The sequence below is a fragment of the Caulobacter sp. NIBR1757 genome (assembly GCF_027912495.1).
Taxonomy (GTDB): Bacteria; Pseudomonadota; Alphaproteobacteria; order Caulobacterales; family Caulobacteraceae; genus Caulobacter.
Map to the genome: position 1 here is coordinate 3,046,872 of NZ_CP115463.1, position 16,499 is coordinate 3,063,370.

The following is a 16,499-nucleotide window of genomic DNA, read 5'->3' on the forward strand; positions in this document are numbered from 1 at the left end:
GTCTGATGCCAGAACGCTCCTATCCCGTCTCCCGGCCGTCCATCGGCGCGCTCGAGGCGGAGTATGTGCTGGATGCGGTGCAGTCGGGCTGGATCTCGTCGATCGGCCCCTATGTCACCCGCTTCGAGAGCGATTTCGCCGCCTTCTGCGAGACCCGCCACGCGGTGGCGGTGTCCAACGGCACCGTGGCCCTGCACCTGGCGATGATGGCCTATGACATCGGGCCGGGGGACGAGGTCATCGTCCCCGACCTGAGCTTCATCGCCACGGCCAACAGCGTCCTGATGGCCGGGGCCACGCCGGTGTTCTGCGACATCGAGCCGGAGACCCTCTGCCTCGACCCGGCGGCGCTGGAGAGCCTGATCACGCCCCGGACGAAGGCCGTCATGCCGGTTCACCTGTACGGCCACCCGGCCGACATGCCGGCCATCAACGCGGTCGCCGCCCGCCACGGCCTGAAGGTGATCGAGGACGCCGCCGAGGCGCATGGCGCCGCGGTGCTGGGCAAGCCGGTCGGCGGGCTGGGCGACTGCGCGACCTTCAGCTTCTACGGCAACAAGAACCTCACCACCGGCGAAGGGGGCATGATCACCTCCGATGATGACGCCTTCATCGCCCGCTGCCGGGTGCTGCGCGATCACGCGATGAGCCCGACCCGGCGCTACTGGCACGAGGAGCTGGGCTACAACTACCGCATGACCAACCTGCAGGCCGCGCTCGGCTGCGCCCAGCTCGAACGGTCGGAGGCGCTGCTGGAGGGCCGACGCCGGGTGTTCGCCATGTACCGCCAACGCCTGGAGGGCGTCCCCGGCCTGAAGCTCAGCCGCACGGCGCAATGGGCCCGCCACGCCCACTGGCTGGTCTGCGTCGAGATCGAGGGGCTGGACCACGACCGCCGCGAGGCCTTCATGGACCGGTTGCGGGCCCGGGGCATCGACACACGGCCCTACTTCTATCCGATGTCCCACATGCCCTACCTGACCCAGGCGGCCACGCCCGTCGCCAGCCGGTACGCCCAGATCGGCCTCAACCTGCCGACCTACATCGAGCTGGAGCAGGCCGACATCGACTACATCTGCGATGGCCTGATCGCCGAGACGGCCGGGCTCGCGGCGCTTGCTTAAGCGCCTCCTCCTCCACGCGATCGAGGACCTGCTGCGGCCGATCAGCGGTCCGCTGGGCGTGCGGCTGCGGCGCGCCTATTACCGGCGCCGGTTCAAGGCCTGCGGCAGCCACCTGACCATCGACACCGGGGTCAGCTTCGAGGCGCCGCAGCTGATCTCGGCCGGCGACTGGCTGTGGATCGACAAGAACGTGGTGATCATCGCCGGCGCGGCCAACGCCGCCGGCGACATCACCTGGATGGACAACCCGGACTGCGCCGCTGCCCCGGGCGAGGTGATCCTCGGCGACAACACCCACGTCGCCATCGGCTGTGTGATCCAGGGCCATGGCGGCGTCTCGATCGGGTCTGCCTGCACGATCGGCTCCGGCTCGATGATCTACTCCCTGTCCAACGCCGTGCGGTCGGCGCGGACCGGGCCGGTGGTGGGCGAAGGCTCGTCGCTCGGCCGGGTCGCCAGCCCGGTCGCCATCGGCCGAAACGTCTGGCTGGGGCTCAACAGCATTGTCATCGGCCATAGCATCGGCGACGATTGCTTCCTCAAGCCGATGACCGTGTTGGTTTCCAATCTCGCGCCGAACACGGTAGCGTCGGGCAATCCGGCGCGTCCGGAAGGCCTCCGCTATTCCGACATCTCCCCGTAGCCCCCAGCGCAGCAGTCACCGACGTGCACAACACAATCGCCCTTCAGATGAGCGTCATCGCCCTGTGCTGGCTGCTGATGCTGGTCTATGTGGTTGTCCGCACGATCCGGTCGCGGGCGAGCAGCGTGGGGCTGCCCATCGCCTTCATCCTGTCGATGACGTTCCTGTATTGCGGGGCCTTCGTCTACGCCATTCCCAGCTACACGCCCCAACGCGCCGGCAGTCAGCTCCAAGCATACTTCTACGCCTGGAATTTCTCCGACAAAACAGTCCTGGCCGGGGCCGGCCTGTCGCTGCTGGGCGTGGTTGGATTCACCCTGGGGGCCGCCCTGCTTCCATCCTTCCTGGAACGCGCGCGGGCCTTGCCCGACCCGAGGCTGTTCCTGGAGAACGTACGAGACACCCGTCGGCCGCTGATGCTCGCGCTGGGCGTGGCGTCGGTCGCCGGGTTTGCCCTGACCGGCCTGTCCATTCCGGTTCCTATGGTGGATGCCGTACTGCTGGTCTGCCGGACCCTGGCGATCGCCGCCGTCTGCCTCGGCGCGGTGCTGTCGCAGGGGGTGAACTGGCGCGCCGCTGCCGGCTGGTACGCGATCTCTCTGGTCATTCCGCTGTTCTATCTGGTGATCTGGGGGTTCACCTCCTACGGCTTCATCACGCTGATCATCCTGGGCGCCTTCTGGTTGACCGTGCTGGCGCGCCGGCAGATCGGCCTGGCGCGAATCGTCGGCATCGGCGCCGTGGTCACCTATGCCTGCCTCTGCCTGTTCGTGGCCTGGATGTCGTTCCGGGAAGATATCCGGGCGGTGGTCTGGAGCAACGCTTCGCTGAGCAAGCGTGTCGAGACCATCTCCAACAGCTTTGCCCATACCAAGCTGCTGACGCCGACCGACTTCGAAAGCCTGGACTGGCTGACCGTCCGCCTGAACCAGGGCCTGTTGGTTGGCAAGGCGGTGGAGCGCCACGCCGTTGCCTCCGACCTCCGACTGAACGGTGGGAGCATCATCATCTCCGCCGCCGCCGTCGTTCCGCGCGCCCTCTGGCCGGGGAAGCCGACCCTGAGCCAAAGCGATTTCGTGACGCGCCACACCGGCGTGGTTTTTTCCAAGTCCGCCAATTTTGGCTCCGGCCCGATCTTCGAGCTGTTCGTCAACTTCGGTGCGACCGGGATCTTCCTTGGAATGCTCCTGCTCGGCGCGATCGTCAGGGCGCTGGACAAGGCCGCCGCCCTCGGCCTGAGGGAAGGCCGGCTCATCGATTTCGTCCGGGCCTTCACTGTCGGGCTCGCGCTGGTGTCACCGCTTTCGACGATCTTCTTCATGGTCAATACCGCGCTGATCTCGTGGATCGTCCTGACCCTGCTCAAGCTGGCGCTGGGACGGCGGGTTCCAGCGACCCACATCGAGAGCCACCCGGGCTGGCCTGCCCGCTCATCGCAAGATCGCGCGATGGAGCATCGATGAAGCGCATTCTGTTTCTCCAGTTCTTCGATCCCGCGGCATACCCGCCGCTGGATCGGGGAGCCGCGCAGTTGCTCGAACGGGGTTGTACAGTCCGGTTCCTGGGTGTCCGCAGCCAGGGCACAGGCGCAGAAATGCGTCTTTCAGCCCATCCCAGATTGACCGAACGATTGATCTCCAGGCCCACGACAAGGGCCACGATCAGCGCCTATTTCGCGGCCGCCATTGAGGAGTTGGTCCGGTTTCGGCCCGACGTCGTCTACTGCTCCCAGGAGCGCGTCTACCCGATTGGTCTGGCGGCCAGCTTCCTGCCCCACGTTCAAACGGTTCTGCATGAGCATGACACGCCCTGGCTGGACGCAGGCCGCAAGCGCTCACTCCTGGTGAAGGCGCGGGCCGCCTTCGCGCGACGGGCAACCCTGTGCGTCATCCCGCAGACCGAGCGGGCCATCACCTTCGCGGCCGAAACCGGGGGCCGGCGCATCGCGGTCGCCTACAACACGCCGGCCCTGAGCGAGATTGGGCCTCCCCCGGCTCCCCGCAGCGGTCCAGGCCTTGTCCTGTGGCATCATGGTTCGATCGGCCCACGGCGCCTTCCCGCCAGCCTGATCCACGCTTTGGCAAAGACCCCCGACGATGTTGAGCTGCGGGTCGCGGGCTACGAGACGATTTCGACGTACGGCTACGTTGACAGCCTGAAGGCGCTGGCGGGCTCGCTGGGGGTCGGGCACAGATTTTCCTATCTGGGAGCGGCCAAGCGCGACGACCTGTATGCGGCGGCCCGGGCGGCCGATGTCGGGGTTCTGCTGTTCGACTCGAACTTCATCGAACCGATGGCCGGCGCTTCCAACAAGCCGTTCGACTTCCTCGCCTGCGGTCTGCCGCTGATCATCAACGACACGGCCGAATGGCGTGACTTTTTCGGCGACAGGAACCTGTCGCTGAGCTGTCGGCCCGACGACCCGGATGATATTGCCCGGGTCATAATGTGGTATCGAGACCATCCCGAGGAGCGGGCGCGCATGGCGCAGCGGGGGCACCAGGCGATGCTCGACGAGTGGAACTACGAGCAGTCCTTTGCTCCTGTGCTAGAGGCTCTCGAGGCGTCGTCCAGCATCGGCAGCCGGACTTGATGGACCATGCGCATCCTCTTCCTGACCCCCGGCTGCTTCGACAAGGGCGGCATCAGCCGCTACTCCCGCTATCAGATCGAAGCGCTGCGGGAGATCTGCGGGGCTGACAACGTTCGCGCCCTGTCGCTGCTGGGTCCGGACGAAAACAGCCTCGAAACCCCCTTTTCAGTGCTGGCGCACGGCCCCGCCAACCGCCATGCCTCGATCATGAGTCGGCTGCAGTTCGCGACCCGGGCCCTGTACGAGGCCTTGACCTGGCGACCTGACGTCGTCTGGAGCGCCCACGTCAATTTCACGCCGCTGCTGAACCTCGCCGGCCGGCTGGCCGGGGCCCGGACCCTGCTCAATGTCTATGGACTGGAAATCTGGAGCGGCCTGACGGCCCCGCGACGCCGCGCCATGGCCCGTGTCCACCGGGTGCTCGCCGACTGCCACTTCACCGCCCGGCACGTGCGCGACGAGGGCCTGCATCACAGTCTGCCGACCGTGGTCTGGGACCCGGTCGATCTGCGGACGTTCGCCCCGGGGCCGGCCGATCCCGCCGTGGCGGCCCGCTATGGCCTGCCGGACCCGGACCGGCACACCGTGGTCATGAGCCTGGGCCGCCTGGCCAGGGCGGCGGCGCACAAGGGGTTCGACCGGCTGATCGCCACCGTCGCGCGCCTGGCCCCCGCCCATCCGGACCTGCGCCTGGTCATCGCCGGCCGGGGAGACGACCGGCCAAGGCTGGAGGCGCTGGCCGCCGAGCATGGCATCGCCGACCGGGTGATCTTCACCGGCCCGGTCGACGAGGCCGACTTGCCGGCCATCTATCGCGCCGCCGATGTGTTTTCGCTGGTCAGCGATCGCGGACATGGCCGGGGAGAGGGCATCCCCCTGACGCCCCTCGAGGCCATGGCCTGCGGCGCCCCGATCATCGTCGGCGACGAGGACGGCTCGCAGGAGGCGGTCGTCGCCGGCCGCAATGGCTTCGTCGTCTCGCCCCGCGACCCGGGCAGCCACGCCGAGGCGCTCGGGCGGCTGGCCAGGGACCCGTCGCTGCGGGCGCGGATGGGCGGCGAGGCGCGCAAGGTGGCCGAGGAGTTCTTCAGCTACGGGCGATTCGTCAGCGAGCACCGGGCCCTGCTGGGGTCGCTTTGAAAATCCTCATCTACGCCCCCAACTACTACCCCGCCACGCGGTACGGCGGGCCCATCCGCTCGAGCCACGGGCTGGCGGCGGCGCTGGTGCGGGCCGGGCACGGGGTGCAGGTGTTCACCACCGATGTTGACGGCCCCGACCGGCTGGACGTACCGCTGGAGACGCCGGTTCTGATCGATGGCGTCGAAGTGCGTTATTTTCCCCTCGCCGCCCCGGCGCGGATCTATCACTCGCCGGCCATGGACCGGGCCCTGGCGGACGCGGCGGCCGGGGTCGATGTGATCCACACCAACGGCATGTTCCTGTTGCCGGGGCCCAGGGCGGCGCACCACGCCCGCCGCGCCGGCACGCCACTGGTCATCTCCCCGCGCGGCATGCTGTTGCCGGAGATGATCGCCGGCAAGTCGGCCCTGGTGAAGCGCGCCTGGATCAGCCTGCTGGAGCGGCGCGCCCTGTCGGGCGCGGCGGCGATCCATGTCACCTCCGAGGAGGAGGCCCGGGGCGTGCGGGCCCTGGGGCTCGACCTGGCGCCGCTGAGCGTCATCGGCAACGGCGTCGACACGCCGGCGGCCCCGCCGTCCGCCGCCGGGATCGAGCGGCTGTGGGGCGCGGCGCCGAAGGGACGGCGCGTGGCGTTTCTGGCCCGGCTCGACTGGACGAAGGGCGCCGACCTGGCCGTCGAGGCGGTCACCGCCCTGCCCGGCGCGCACCTGCTGTTGGCCGGCCCCGACCAGATCGGGCTACGGGCCCGGCTCGAAGACCTCGCCTCCCGGGCCGGCGCCGCCGACCGGGTGCGTTTCGCCGGTCAGCTGGACGATGCCGAAAAATGGGCCCTGCTGGCCGGCGCCGACGTCCTTGTCGCCCCGTCGGTCAACGAGAGCTTCGGCCTGGCCGTAGCCGAGGCGATGGCCATGGGCGTGAGCGTCGTCACATCGCCCGGCGTCGGAGCCAGCGATATTGTCCGCCGGATTGAACCGGACTGCGTCGTCGAGCGTAACGTTCCGGACCTGACCGCGGCGATCGGGGCGCTCCTCGGCGACCCCGCCCGGCGCGAGCGGTTCGGCAAGGAGGCCCAGCGGGTCATGCGCGCGGAATTTGGCTGGGACAGCATCGCCGGCCGCATGATCGCGCTGTATGAAGCGGCGGGGGGAGACGAACCGCGCGGCATTGGTCGGCAGGGATACTCCACGTGAACCTGATCATTCCCCTGAAAGCCCAGCTCAGCCGGGTCATCAAGTCCACCTTCGTGCGCGCGGTGACGGCCCTGTCGACGGGGCAACTCATTTCGGCCGTGATCCCGATCCTCGCCGCCCCGATCCTGGGGCGCCTCTATCTGCCCGCCGACTACGGCGTCCTGGCCACCTTCATGGCGGCCTCGACCATCCTGTCAGCCGTCAGCACGTTCCAGCTCCAGCAGGGCGTCATCGCCGAGCACGGCGAACGCCGGGCGGTCGCCCTGGTCGTCGTTTGCCGGCGCGTCGGCTATATTGTCTCCGCCGCGGCGCTGGTTCTCGCCCTGGGGATCGTGCTGTGGATGGGAGAGAGCACCCACTACGCCGCCTCCAAGTGGTGGATGTTGGGTCTGCCCCTGACGACGGCGAGCGGCGCCGTGGTGGCGGCGACCGCCGCCCTCGCCAATCGTTACAGGCGCTATGGCACGATGGCCCAGGCTCAAGTCTTGTCGGCGGTCGTGACCGTCGCAACATCGGTCAGCTTGGGTGTAGCAGGATGGGGCGCGAGCGGCCTGTTCGTCAGCTACTTCCTCTCCCAACTCGTGACGCTCTTCTACTACCTGTGGCTCTACCGGCAGATGGTTCCGACGCCGCCGCGACCTGGCGTCAAGCGCACCCTGGTTCTGATCCGGTCGCATCGCCGATTCGCGATCTTCACCCTTCCAGCGGTGCTGATCTCCAACGTGAGTCAGCAGCTGCCGGTCTTTTCCCTTGCCGCGCTTGGCCTGGCCCCCCTGGTCGGCGCGTTTGCCCGGGCCAGGCAGTTGGCGAGCATGCCGATCCAGCTGCTCGGCAGCTCGGTCGGGCAGGTCTTCCGACAACGGGCTTCGGAGATGTATCGCGCAACGGGCTCCTGCCGCCCCGAGTTTGTGAGAACATTCTTCGTGCTGCTTGGCATGGGGCTGGCGCCGACCATCGCGCTCATGCTGTACGGGCGCGTCCTCTTCGAGTTCGTGCTCGGACCACAGTGGGGCGATGCGGGCAAGATCGCAGGCATACTGGCTCCAATGTTGCTGCTGCGCCTGGTTTCCGCACCGCTTTCACAGGTGTTCTACTTCACCGGGCGACAGGTGCACGATCTTGTCATCGTTGTCAGCAATACTGCCCTGCTGGCCTTGATATTGGCGGTCGTTCTGGTGCTCAAACTGCCGGCGATATCGATCGTATACGTGTTCTCGGTGTCTTACTCTATTATGTACGTAGTCTACTTAGCGATGGGATGGCGAGCATCACTAGCAAGATGAACCATGACTCCCCCCCGGCCGGTCCGGCGATGTCCTTCGAGCAGGCCTACTACGAGGCTGACAGCTTCTGGGCTGGGGACGCCCTTACCGACAGCGGCAACCGTTCGCGCGTGGAATTGACCGCGGCGGTTGTGCCGAGGGACGTTCGCTCCCTGCTCGATGCGGGCTGCGGCAACGGCGTGTTCGGGATCGCCCTGGCGGCGGCGCGGCCTGACATCGCGCTTGTCGGGATGGATCGCAGCGCGGCGGCCCTGAAATACGCGCCCTTCGAAACCATCCAGGGCTCACTCGAGAGCATTCCGTTCCCCGACGGCTCGTTCGACTGTGTCAGCTGCCTTCAGGTGATCGAGCATCTGCCGCTGGGGGTCTACGAAGTGGCGCTGCGCGAGCTCGTCCGGGTGTCGCGGCGCTATGTGATTGTCGGCGTCCCCTACAAGGAGGATCTGGAGAAGGACACCACGGTCTGCCCGGCCTGCAAGACCCGGTTCAACATAGACCTGCACCTGCGCACCTATGACGACGCGAAGATCGCGAACCTGTTCACGGAGCACGGCGGCCGGATGACGCGGATCGAGTTTCCCGCCCGGCGCCTCAGGCTGAAGTATGTCAACGAGGTGCTGGGCTATTTGAGGCGTGACCGGACACCGCAGGGCTTCCTTTCTCCGATTTGCCCCGTCTGCGGCTATTCCGAGGGCGACCTGGCGGCAGCCCCGGTGGTGGACACTTCCGTTCCGGGTCCGGCGGGCCAGGGGTCGGGCCTGCGAGCGACCGCGAAGAGGCTGGCGAGGTCCATCGGGAAAATCTGGCCGCGCGAGGAGGTCTTCGGGTACTGGGCCATCGCACTCTACGAGTTCCCCGATCGAGAAACACCTGTCGCCGCCCAGGAGCAAGGCGGCGGGTGACTGCCTCGGTTCGCCGGATGACAGATCAAGAGCCCAGGCATGGGCACACCCTGGAGTTTACATGAGCGCCCTGCCCAACCTCGTCATTATCGGCGCCATGAAGTGCGGAACGACGAGCCTGCATCAATATCTGGATGTGCATCCAGATATCGGGATGTCAGACCCCAAGGAGGTCAACTTCTTCTCCGGAGAGGCCTCGGACCGGCCGCTCGATTGGTACAAGAGCCTGTTCGACCCCTCCAAAGCCGTTCGGGGGGAAGCGTCGCAGAGCTACAGCAAGGCTCACCTGCCCATCTACGCCGGCGCGCCCGAGCGCATGGCCGAGATCATTCCGGATGCCAAGCTGATCTACCTGGTCCGGGATCCGATCAAGCGGTATTCGTCGCACCTGCTGGACAACATCTATAACGAACACAGGTCGACGGTGTCCTGGGCCCTGGAAACCGATCACTACATCAAGACCGGATCATACCATTTTCAGCTCAGCTTTTTTCTGAAGCATTACTCGATGGATCAAATCATGGTCGTCGATCTCGAGGATCTGAAGGCTCACCGCCTGGACACAATGAACAAGATCGTCGACTTCCTCGGGGTCAAACCCTTTGAGGACGGCTCTGCGTTCGATTTCGTCGCCAATGTGGCGACGGAGAAACTTGTTCCGCATCGGTGGAAGTATAGTCGGCTGGCCCGCCTGGGCCAACGGATCGCACCCGGGTTGACCGACCAGATCCTGGATTCGCGCCTTCTGCGGGAAACCCTTCTGCCCCATGGCAAGAAGGCGATCCTGTCCGATGAGGACAAGGCCAGGCTGGCCGAACGTTTCAGGCCAGACGTCGATGCGCTGAGGACCCTGCTTGGCAGGGACTTCAAGACCTGGTCGGTCTAGGTGCGCCATGCTTGAGAAACCGGCCCGCTCATGATCACCATCATCGACTACAACGCCGGCAACATCGGCTCCGTCGTCAACATGCTGCGCTACCTCGGCATCCCGAGCTGCGTCGCTTCCGACGCCAGGGCCATCGCCGAGGCCGAACGCCTGATCCTGCCGGGCGTCGGCCATTTCGACTTCGGCATGGGCGAACTGATCAAGCGCGACCTGGTCGGCGCCCTGCGGACGCAGGTGCTGGAGCGGGGCGTGCCGATCCTCGGCATCTGCCTGGGCGCCCAGCTTCTGACCCGCGGCAGCGCCGAGGGGGACCGCGAGGGGCTGGGCTTCCTGGCCGCCGAAACCGTCGCCTTCGACCGCTCGAGGATGCCCGCCAACCTGCGCGTGCCGCACATCGGCTGGGCGGAGACCAGGGCCAGCGCCAACTGTCCGCTCACATCGGCCGAAACCGCGCCATCACGGTTCTATTACGTCCACAGCTATCACCTCCTGTGCGACGATCCGACCGAGGCCATCCTCCACGCGACCCACGGCTACGAGTTCGTGGCGGGCTTCCAGAAGGGATCGGTGTTCGGCGTGCAGTTTCATCCAGAAAAGAGCCACCGCTATGGGATGGAGGTTCTGCGGGCCTACGCCGGATGGAGCCAGCAAGGGCGCGAGGCAGCCTCGCGCTGAGATCAGGGCCATGAGAACCGTAAGAATCATCCCGACCCTGCTGATCGACGGACGCGGTCGCCTCGTGAAGACCGTGCGCTTCGGCAAGCGGACCTACATCGGCGACCCCATCAACGCGGTGCGGATCTTCAACACCAAGGAGGTCGACGAACTGGTGCTGCTCGACATCGACGCGACACGCCAGGGTCGCGAGCCGAACTACAGCTTCGTCGAGGATATCGTCAGCGAGGCCTTCATGCCCATCGCCTACGGCGGCGGCATCCGGTCGATGGAACAGATCGAACGGCTCTACGGATGCGGCATCGAGAAGGTCGTCCTCTCCTCGGCGGTTTCCGAGGGAACCGATCTGGTTCAGCGGGCCGCGATGCGTTACGGGTCCCAGGCGGTCGTGGTCTGCCTGCAGGTGGAGCGGCGGTTGCTGGGCGGATACCGGCTTCGGGCGGGGACCGCCCCGGGCGCCGGGTCCCCCTCCCCGGTCGAGACCGCGCGCCGCGTGGTGGAGGCCGGGGCCGGCGAATTGCTGGTCTATTCGGTGGACCGTGATGGAACCTCGGCGGGCTATGATCTGCCGATGCTGCGCGCGATCGCGGACGCCGTCGACGTTCCGGTCGTGGCCTGCGGCGGCGCGCGCCAACTCGACGATTTCCGCGCGGCGGTGGTCGAGGGCGGATGCTCGGCCGCGGCGGCGGGAAGTCTTTTTGTATATCAGGCGTCATCTAACGGTGTTCTTATATCCTACCCCACTCAAAATGAGTTGTGTAGTAAAGTTTTTGAAAGGCTGAGTTGAAAATGGCAGTGGCCGGGAGTTGGCGCCAGGACGACGCTGGCAACCTCAAGGATGGAGGCGGTGTGTTCCAGGTCTGCACCAGGACCGTGATGGACACCACCGACCCGGACATCACCTTCGACGACGCCGGCGTCAGCAACTACTGGCACGAGTATCAGGCCTTCAAGGCGGCCCTGCCGACCCGCGAGGCGCGGGACGCCACGCTGGCCACGACGCTTGAGGCGATCAAGCGGTCCGGGCGGGGCAAGCGATACGACTGCGTGCTGGGGCTCAGCGGGGGCGTCGACAGTTCCTACCTGGCCTACGTCGCCAAGCAGCATGGGCTGCGGCCCCTGGTCATGCATTTCGACAACGGCTGGAACTCGGAACTGGCCGTCAGCAACATCGAAAAGCTCGTCTCGGGTCTGGGCTACGACCTCGAGACCTTCGTCATGGATTGGGAAGAGTTTCGGGACGTGCAGCGGGCCTACTTCAAGGCGTCCGTCCTCGACCTCGAGGTTCCCACAGACCACATGATCATGGGGGCCCTCTACAGGATCGCAGCGCGCAAGGGGATCAAGTACGTGCTCTCCGGCACCAACAGCGCCACCGAGTGGTTGCTGCCCAAGGCCTGGTACTATCGCAAGCTCGACCTGGTTAACCTGAAGGCCATCCACAAGCGCTTCGGGGATCGCCCCCTCCGAAAGCTCCCGTCGCTTGGGCTGTGGCAACAGGTCTACTTCGATCGTGTCCGCAGAATTTCAAGCGCCGCGCTTCTGGAGCTGGTCGACTACGACAAGAGCGCGGCGACCCGCCTCCTGGCGACGGATTTCGGCTGGAGGGACTACGGGGGCAAGCACCACGAGTCCGTCTTCACCCGGTTCTACCAAGGCTACATCCTGCCGAAGAAATTCGGCATCGACAAACGCAAGGCCCACCTCTCGAGCCTGATCCTGTCCGGCCAAATCACCCGCGAGCAGGCCCTGGCCGAGCTTCAGCAGCCGCCCTATGACGAGCGGCTGCAGGAACAGGACAAGCAGTATGTGGCGAAGAAACTGGGCTTCAGCGGCCCGGAATTCGAGGCGGTGCTGACCCAGCCGAACCATGCCCACGAGGACTACGGGACCGATCTCGACCAGAGGCGCCTCTATTTCAAGGCGCTGAAGACGTTTGGGGGGCCCGTGCGATGGCTGCGCTCGCTCAGGGGCTGAGCCCCCCGGCCATGCTCTTCGGGCCGCAAAGGACGATCTACCTGCTGTCGCCCCAGCCGTGGGACGGCATCAAGGTCTCCAAGCACCACTATGCCGCCGAGCTGGCCGCGCTTGGGCACAGGGTGTTCTTCATCGAGCCGCCGCGCGCCACCGGTCCATCGGGCGAGGTCCAGATCCTGCCGACGGAGATCGAAGGGGTGCGCCGGGTCTCCTATCGGCCGTGGTTTCCCTACTGGATCAAGTTCCGGTCCAGGATGGTGTTCGACCACGGCATGCGCCGGCAGGCGCGGATGATCACCAAGGCGATCGGCGATGCGCCCGACATCGTCTGGGACTTCGACAACGCCTACCAGTTCGCCGACCTTCGGGCCTTCGGACCGGCGCTGAAGATCTTCCACCCGGTCGACGAACTCGTGGTCGGCCGAAGCGGCGACAAGAATGCGGACCTGCTGCTGGCGGTGTCCCAGCACTTCCTCGACGCCCTGGAGACGACGAACCGGAACGTCATGCTGCTGCCGCACGGGTTGAACCGGGAATACGCCGCCTACGCCCGCCAGCTCGTGCGGTCCGGCGGCCTGCCCGCCCGTCAGTCCGGTCGGCCGCTGGTCGGCTATGTCGGCCATCTGGATCATCCCGACTTTGACTGGCCGACAACCTTCGCGCTGATCGAGGCCAATCCCGGGCTCGATTTCGTCTTCATCGGACCCTTTACGCTCGAGCGCGAGGGTGTGCCGACGCCGGTTTCGAGGCTCAAGGACTATCCCAACTGCCGGCTGACCGGACTCCTCTCCCCGACGGAGATGCTGGGGTGGGCCGATCAGGTGGACGTCTGGACGATGATCTTCCACTGCACGCCGGAGCTCGGCGGCATGATCGGCGCCCACAAGCTGCTGGAGTATCTCGCCACCGGCAAGGTCATCGTGACCACCAGGGTCCTGCCCTACGTCGGCTCGGATCTGTTCGTCATGGCGAGCGACCATACCAATCGGGACCTGCCCGCCCTCCTGGAGCGCACGATCGCCAATCTCGCCGAGGCCAACGCCCCCGCCAACCAACTGAAAAGGTGCGGCTTCGCGCTGGAGCACAGCTATGTCGAAAACCTGCGCAAGGTCGATAGCCTGATCGCCCAGCTATCGCCGGACACGACCGACGACGCGCCGCGCGGGGCCGCGTCATGAGGGCCTTCACCACCGCCGGTTACGGCGCGCTTCTGACGGCCTTTTCCGACGCCGGTTACGAGGCGGTGGACCTGGAGGCGCTGGACGCCGGGCGGCGCCATGTCTTCCTGCGCCATGACGTGGATTTCAGCCCCGAGTACTGCGCGCCGATCGCCCGCGCAGAGATCGATGTCGGCTACAGGAGCACCTTCTACTTCCTGGTCACCAGCCCGTTCTACAATATCCTCGACCCCGCCGTGCGCGACGACCTGAGGCGGCTTTCAGCCCTGGGGCACGCCATCGGGCTGCATTTCGACGCCAGCCTGTACCCCGAGGGGCCGCAGCTCGAGGAACAGGCCGAGCGCGAGCGGATGCTGCTGGAGAGCGTCGCCGACGCGCCGGTCCGCAGCATAAGCTTCCACAGGCCGGCGCCGAGCCTGGTCGGGCGGCCAGGCCATTTCGCCGGGCGGCCGCACACCTACCAGCCGCAGTTCGTGGAGGCGATCGCCTACTATTCCGACTCCCAGGGGGCGTGGCGCTTCGGCCATCCGCTGGATTCGGAGGCCTTCGCCCGCGCCGCCGCCATGCAGCTCCTGACCCATCCGATCTGGTGGTGCATCGACGTGGAAGAGACGCCGACAGCCCGCCTGAACAGGTGGCTGGGCCACCGCCTCGAGCAGCAGGTCGCCGACGTGGGGCGCAACTGCAAATCCTACGACCCCTCCCTCATCGAACGCCGGGCGCCGGGCGCGGGCAGGGCCGGATGAAGTTCGCCGCCCACCAGCCAAATTTCTGCCCGTGGATCGGCTATTTCGCCAAGCTGCATACGGCCGACGTGTTTGTGATCCTGGACGATGTCCAGATGCCGGGCGGACAGAGTTATGTTTCGCGGACCCGAATTCGCGGGGCCTCGGAAGGGGAGCCAACCTGGCTTTCAACGCCGACGCGTTCGGAGTTTCCGTCCACGATCAACCAGGTCCGGCTCGGGCTGGCCGATGGCAAATGGCGGGCCCGTCACCTGAACGTCCTCAAGGACCGTTATCGTAAGGCGGCCTGCTTCAGCGACATCTATCCGATCCTGGAGGCCTGTTATGCCTACGAGGGGGACTCCCTGGTCGAGTTCAACATGGGCTTCCTGCGCGCCGTCGCGGACCTTCTCGACATCCGGACGCCGTTCCGCTTTTCCAGTGAGTTCGCTGTCAGCGCCATCTCGGACGAACGCCTGGCGCACATCGGCTCGCAACTGGCCGCCGAGGCCTATATCTCCGGCGCCGGCGCCGACGCCTACCAGACCAAGGAAACCTACGCTCGGTCGGGAATTCGTCTTGAGATCATGGACGTGCGGCTCGCGCCCGATCCGATCCCCAACATCGGCCTCAGCATCATCGATCCCCTGATGACCATGGGACCGGAGCCGGTGAAGGCCTTTCTGTCGACTTGCCGGCCCGCCCCGACGCCTTAGGAAAGATCTCCTCGAATGACACCAAACGACATTGCCACCGCCGGTCAGCAAGACGCCGGCAAGACCGCCCAGGGGCAGCTCGACGACTTCCTGCGGATGGTGCAGGCGCGGTGCGCCGACCTGGAGAGGCCGTTGCGAGGCCTCGAAATGTTCGCGCGGGACGGCAGCTGGTTCACCGGCCATATCGCCCGCATGGTCGACGAGATGGAATGCTGGGAGATCAACGCGAAGTATATTCCCGATCTCGAGCGGAACATCCCCACGGCGAAGGTGCGGCAGGTCGACAGCATCGCCCATGAGCCCGAGCCGGGTGACACATTCGGCCTGATCTGCCTCGACAATCCCCAGGGCATCTACGGGGACTACTGCGAGCATTTCGAGGCGCTTCCGCGCGCCCTGCGGATCCTGGCCAAGACCGGCGTGCTGGTGTTCTACGTCAACCTGAACCCCTACAGAGCCAAGCCCAGCGCCCCCAACGACGACTATGGCATGGTGGAGCACGACGCCTGGTTCGAGCGGCGCGCGGCGTTCTACGGCCGTGACGCGGAAAGCCTGACGCCCGAATTCGCCGAGCAGTTCTACGGACAGATGTTTCAGCGCCTCGGGCTGACGATGAAATCCTTCGACGGCGTCCTGTTCCGCTCCACCGTGCCAGGCCATCCGGACTACATGTTCCGGGTCGTCGCGGCGGTCGAGCGGGGTCCCTCCGCCGCCTGAAGACCGGAGCGCCGGCAACGGAGTCGTCCCGGGCCTGGGCGAAATCCGCTCCTCCCGGCCGGCGTTTCAGGTTACATCGTTCCGCCAGGGTTCGGCGGTATGGGAGGCGTCGAAGCAGACCCTTCCCCAGGTACTGGATAAGGACGTGACGATCACCCCCTCCGCCCCGCCCCCGTCGCCGCTGCACCGCCTTGCGCCGCCCAGCCTGCCGGACAAGCTGCGGCGCGGCCTGTGGGGCGTGGTCTGGCTGTTGCTGTTCAGGCTCTCGCCCGTTCCCCTGCACGCCTGGCGCAGGCTGCTGCTGCGGCTGTTCGGCGCCCAGGTCGGAGCCGGATCGGCGATCTATCCCGGCGTTCGCGTGTGGGCCCCGTGGAACCTGTCAGTCGGCAAGGGCGTCACCGTCGGCGACGGGGCCGATCTCTATTGCGTGGCGCGCATTGCCATCGAGGACGGCGCCATCATCAGCCAGCGCGCCTATCTCTGCAGCGCCTCCCACGACGTCAATTCACCCAGCTTCGACCTCGTCGCGGGCGACATCACGGTCGGAGCCAACGCCTGGGTGGCGGCGGAAGCCTTTGTCGGCGCCGGGGTCAGGTTGAACCAGGGCGTGGTGGTGGCCGCGCGGGCCGTGGTGACCAAGGATGTTGAAGCCTTGAACGTAGTCGCGGGCAATCCCGCCAAGGTCATATCCGCCCGATCAGGAAACGGCAAAAATACTCTGAAACATCTATGAATATCGCGCCCTTC

Annotated in this window: 17 protein-coding genes; all 17 read left to right on the plus strand. The window is 66.3% G+C overall.

All coding sequences use genetic code 11. From position 1 onward, the window contains the following. The first annotated feature begins 5 nt into the window (after positions 1 to 5). The 17 genes from O5I81_RS14980 (at position 6) to O5I81_RS15060 (ending at position 16,485) form a co-directional block, all read left to right on the plus strand. Positions 6 to 1,124, plus strand: a complete 1,119-nt coding sequence (locus O5I81_RS14980) for a DegT/DnrJ/EryC1/StrS family aminotransferase (protein WP_271065659.1) — start codon at positions 6 to 8, stop codon at positions 1,122 to 1,124. Further along, positions 1,117 to 1,767, plus strand: coding sequence for a DapH/DapD/GlmU-related protein (locus O5I81_RS14985; protein ID WP_271065660.1), 651 nt, complete (start codon positions 1,117 to 1,119; stop codon positions 1,765 to 1,767). Before O5I81_RS14980 ends, O5I81_RS14985 begins: the two co-directional genes overlap by 8 nt. 47 nt (positions 1,768 to 1,814) lie before the next feature. Further along, on the plus strand, positions 1,815 to 3,230 hold the full coding sequence (locus O5I81_RS14990; protein WP_271065661.1) for a hypothetical protein: 1,416 nt from the start codon (positions 1,815 to 1,817) through the stop codon (positions 3,228 to 3,230). Continuing rightward, the gene (locus tag O5I81_RS14995) at positions 3,227 to 4,360 is read left to right on the plus strand and encodes a glycosyltransferase (RefSeq protein WP_271065662.1); all 1,134 of its coding nucleotides are present in this window, start codon (positions 3,227 to 3,229) and stop codon (positions 4,358 to 4,360) included. The genes O5I81_RS14990 and O5I81_RS14995 overlap by 4 nt, the downstream gene beginning before the upstream one ends. A 6-nt stretch (positions 4,361 to 4,366) precedes the next feature. Further along, on the plus strand, positions 4,367 to 5,500 hold the full coding sequence (locus tag O5I81_RS15000) for a glycosyltransferase family 4 protein (RefSeq protein WP_271065663.1): 1,134 nt from the start codon (positions 4,367 to 4,369) through the stop codon (positions 5,498 to 5,500). Then, positions 5,497 to 6,693 carry a glycosyltransferase gene (locus tag O5I81_RS15005; protein ID WP_271065664.1) on the plus strand — a complete coding sequence of 399 codons (1,197 nt, stop codon included), beginning with the start codon at positions 5,497 to 5,499 and terminating at the stop codon, positions 6,691 to 6,693. Before O5I81_RS15000 ends, O5I81_RS15005 begins: the two co-directional genes overlap by 4 nt. Then, positions 6,690 to 7,976 carry a lipopolysaccharide biosynthesis protein gene (locus O5I81_RS15010; RefSeq protein WP_271065665.1) on the plus strand — a complete coding sequence of 429 codons (1,287 nt, stop codon included), beginning with the start codon at positions 6,690 to 6,692 and terminating at the stop codon, positions 7,974 to 7,976. The genes O5I81_RS15005 and O5I81_RS15010 overlap by 4 nt, the downstream gene beginning before the upstream one ends. Further along, the gene (locus tag O5I81_RS15015; RefSeq protein ID WP_271065666.1) at positions 7,952 to 8,878 is read left to right on the plus strand and encodes a class I SAM-dependent methyltransferase; all 927 of its coding nucleotides are present in this window, start codon (positions 7,952 to 7,954) and stop codon (positions 8,876 to 8,878) included. The genes O5I81_RS15010 and O5I81_RS15015 overlap by 25 nt, the downstream gene beginning before the upstream one ends. Positions 8,879 to 8,939: 61 nt before the next feature. Further along, positions 8,940 to 9,764: a sulfotransferase gene (locus O5I81_RS15020; RefSeq protein WP_271065667.1), complete on the plus strand. Its 825-nt coding sequence runs from the start codon at positions 8,940 to 8,942 to the stop codon at positions 9,762 to 9,764. A 30-nt stretch (positions 9,765 to 9,794) separates the two neighbouring features. Beyond that, positions 9,795 to 10,439 (plus strand): imidazole glycerol phosphate synthase subunit HisH, encoded by a 645-nt coding sequence (hisH, locus tag O5I81_RS15025; RefSeq protein WP_271065668.1) that lies wholly within the window; start codon positions 9,795 to 9,797, stop codon positions 10,437 to 10,439. Positions 10,440 to 10,449: 10 nt separating this feature from the next. After that, entirely contained in the window at positions 10,450 to 11,226 is a 777-nt protein-coding gene (locus O5I81_RS15030; protein ID WP_271065669.1) for an AglZ/HisF2 family acetamidino modification protein, read from the plus strand. Positions 11,227 to 11,228: 2 nt separating this feature from the next. Then, positions 11,229 to 12,416, plus strand: coding sequence for an N-acetyl sugar amidotransferase (locus O5I81_RS15035; RefSeq protein WP_271065670.1), 1,188 nt, complete (start codon positions 11,229 to 11,231; stop codon positions 12,414 to 12,416). Next, positions 12,392 to 13,594, plus strand: a complete 1,203-nt coding sequence (locus tag O5I81_RS15040) for a hypothetical protein (protein ID WP_271065671.1) — start codon at positions 12,392 to 12,394, stop codon at positions 13,592 to 13,594. Before O5I81_RS15035 ends, O5I81_RS15040 begins: the two co-directional genes overlap by 25 nt. Further along, positions 13,591 to 14,340, plus strand: a complete 750-nt coding sequence (locus tag O5I81_RS15045) for a hypothetical protein (RefSeq protein WP_271065672.1) — start codon at positions 13,591 to 13,593, stop codon at positions 14,338 to 14,340. The genes O5I81_RS15040 and O5I81_RS15045 overlap by 4 nt, the downstream gene beginning before the upstream one ends. Further along, the gene (locus O5I81_RS15050; RefSeq protein WP_271065673.1) at positions 14,337 to 15,035 is read left to right on the plus strand and encodes a WbqC family protein; all 699 of its coding nucleotides are present in this window, start codon (positions 14,337 to 14,339) and stop codon (positions 15,033 to 15,035) included. The genes O5I81_RS15045 and O5I81_RS15050 overlap by 4 nt, the downstream gene beginning before the upstream one ends. 15 nt (positions 15,036 to 15,050) lie before the next feature. Further along, positions 15,051 to 15,752, plus strand: a complete 702-nt coding sequence (locus O5I81_RS15055) for a hypothetical protein (RefSeq protein ID WP_271065674.1) — start codon at positions 15,051 to 15,053, stop codon at positions 15,750 to 15,752. A 145-nt stretch (positions 15,753 to 15,897) separates the two neighbouring features. Further along, complete coding sequence (locus tag O5I81_RS15060; RefSeq protein WP_271065675.1) at positions 15,898 to 16,485, plus strand: colanic acid biosynthesis acetyltransferase WcaF; 588 nt, start codon at positions 15,898 to 15,900, stop codon at positions 16,483 to 16,485. The last annotated feature ends 14 nt before the right edge of the window (positions 16,486 to 16,499 follow it).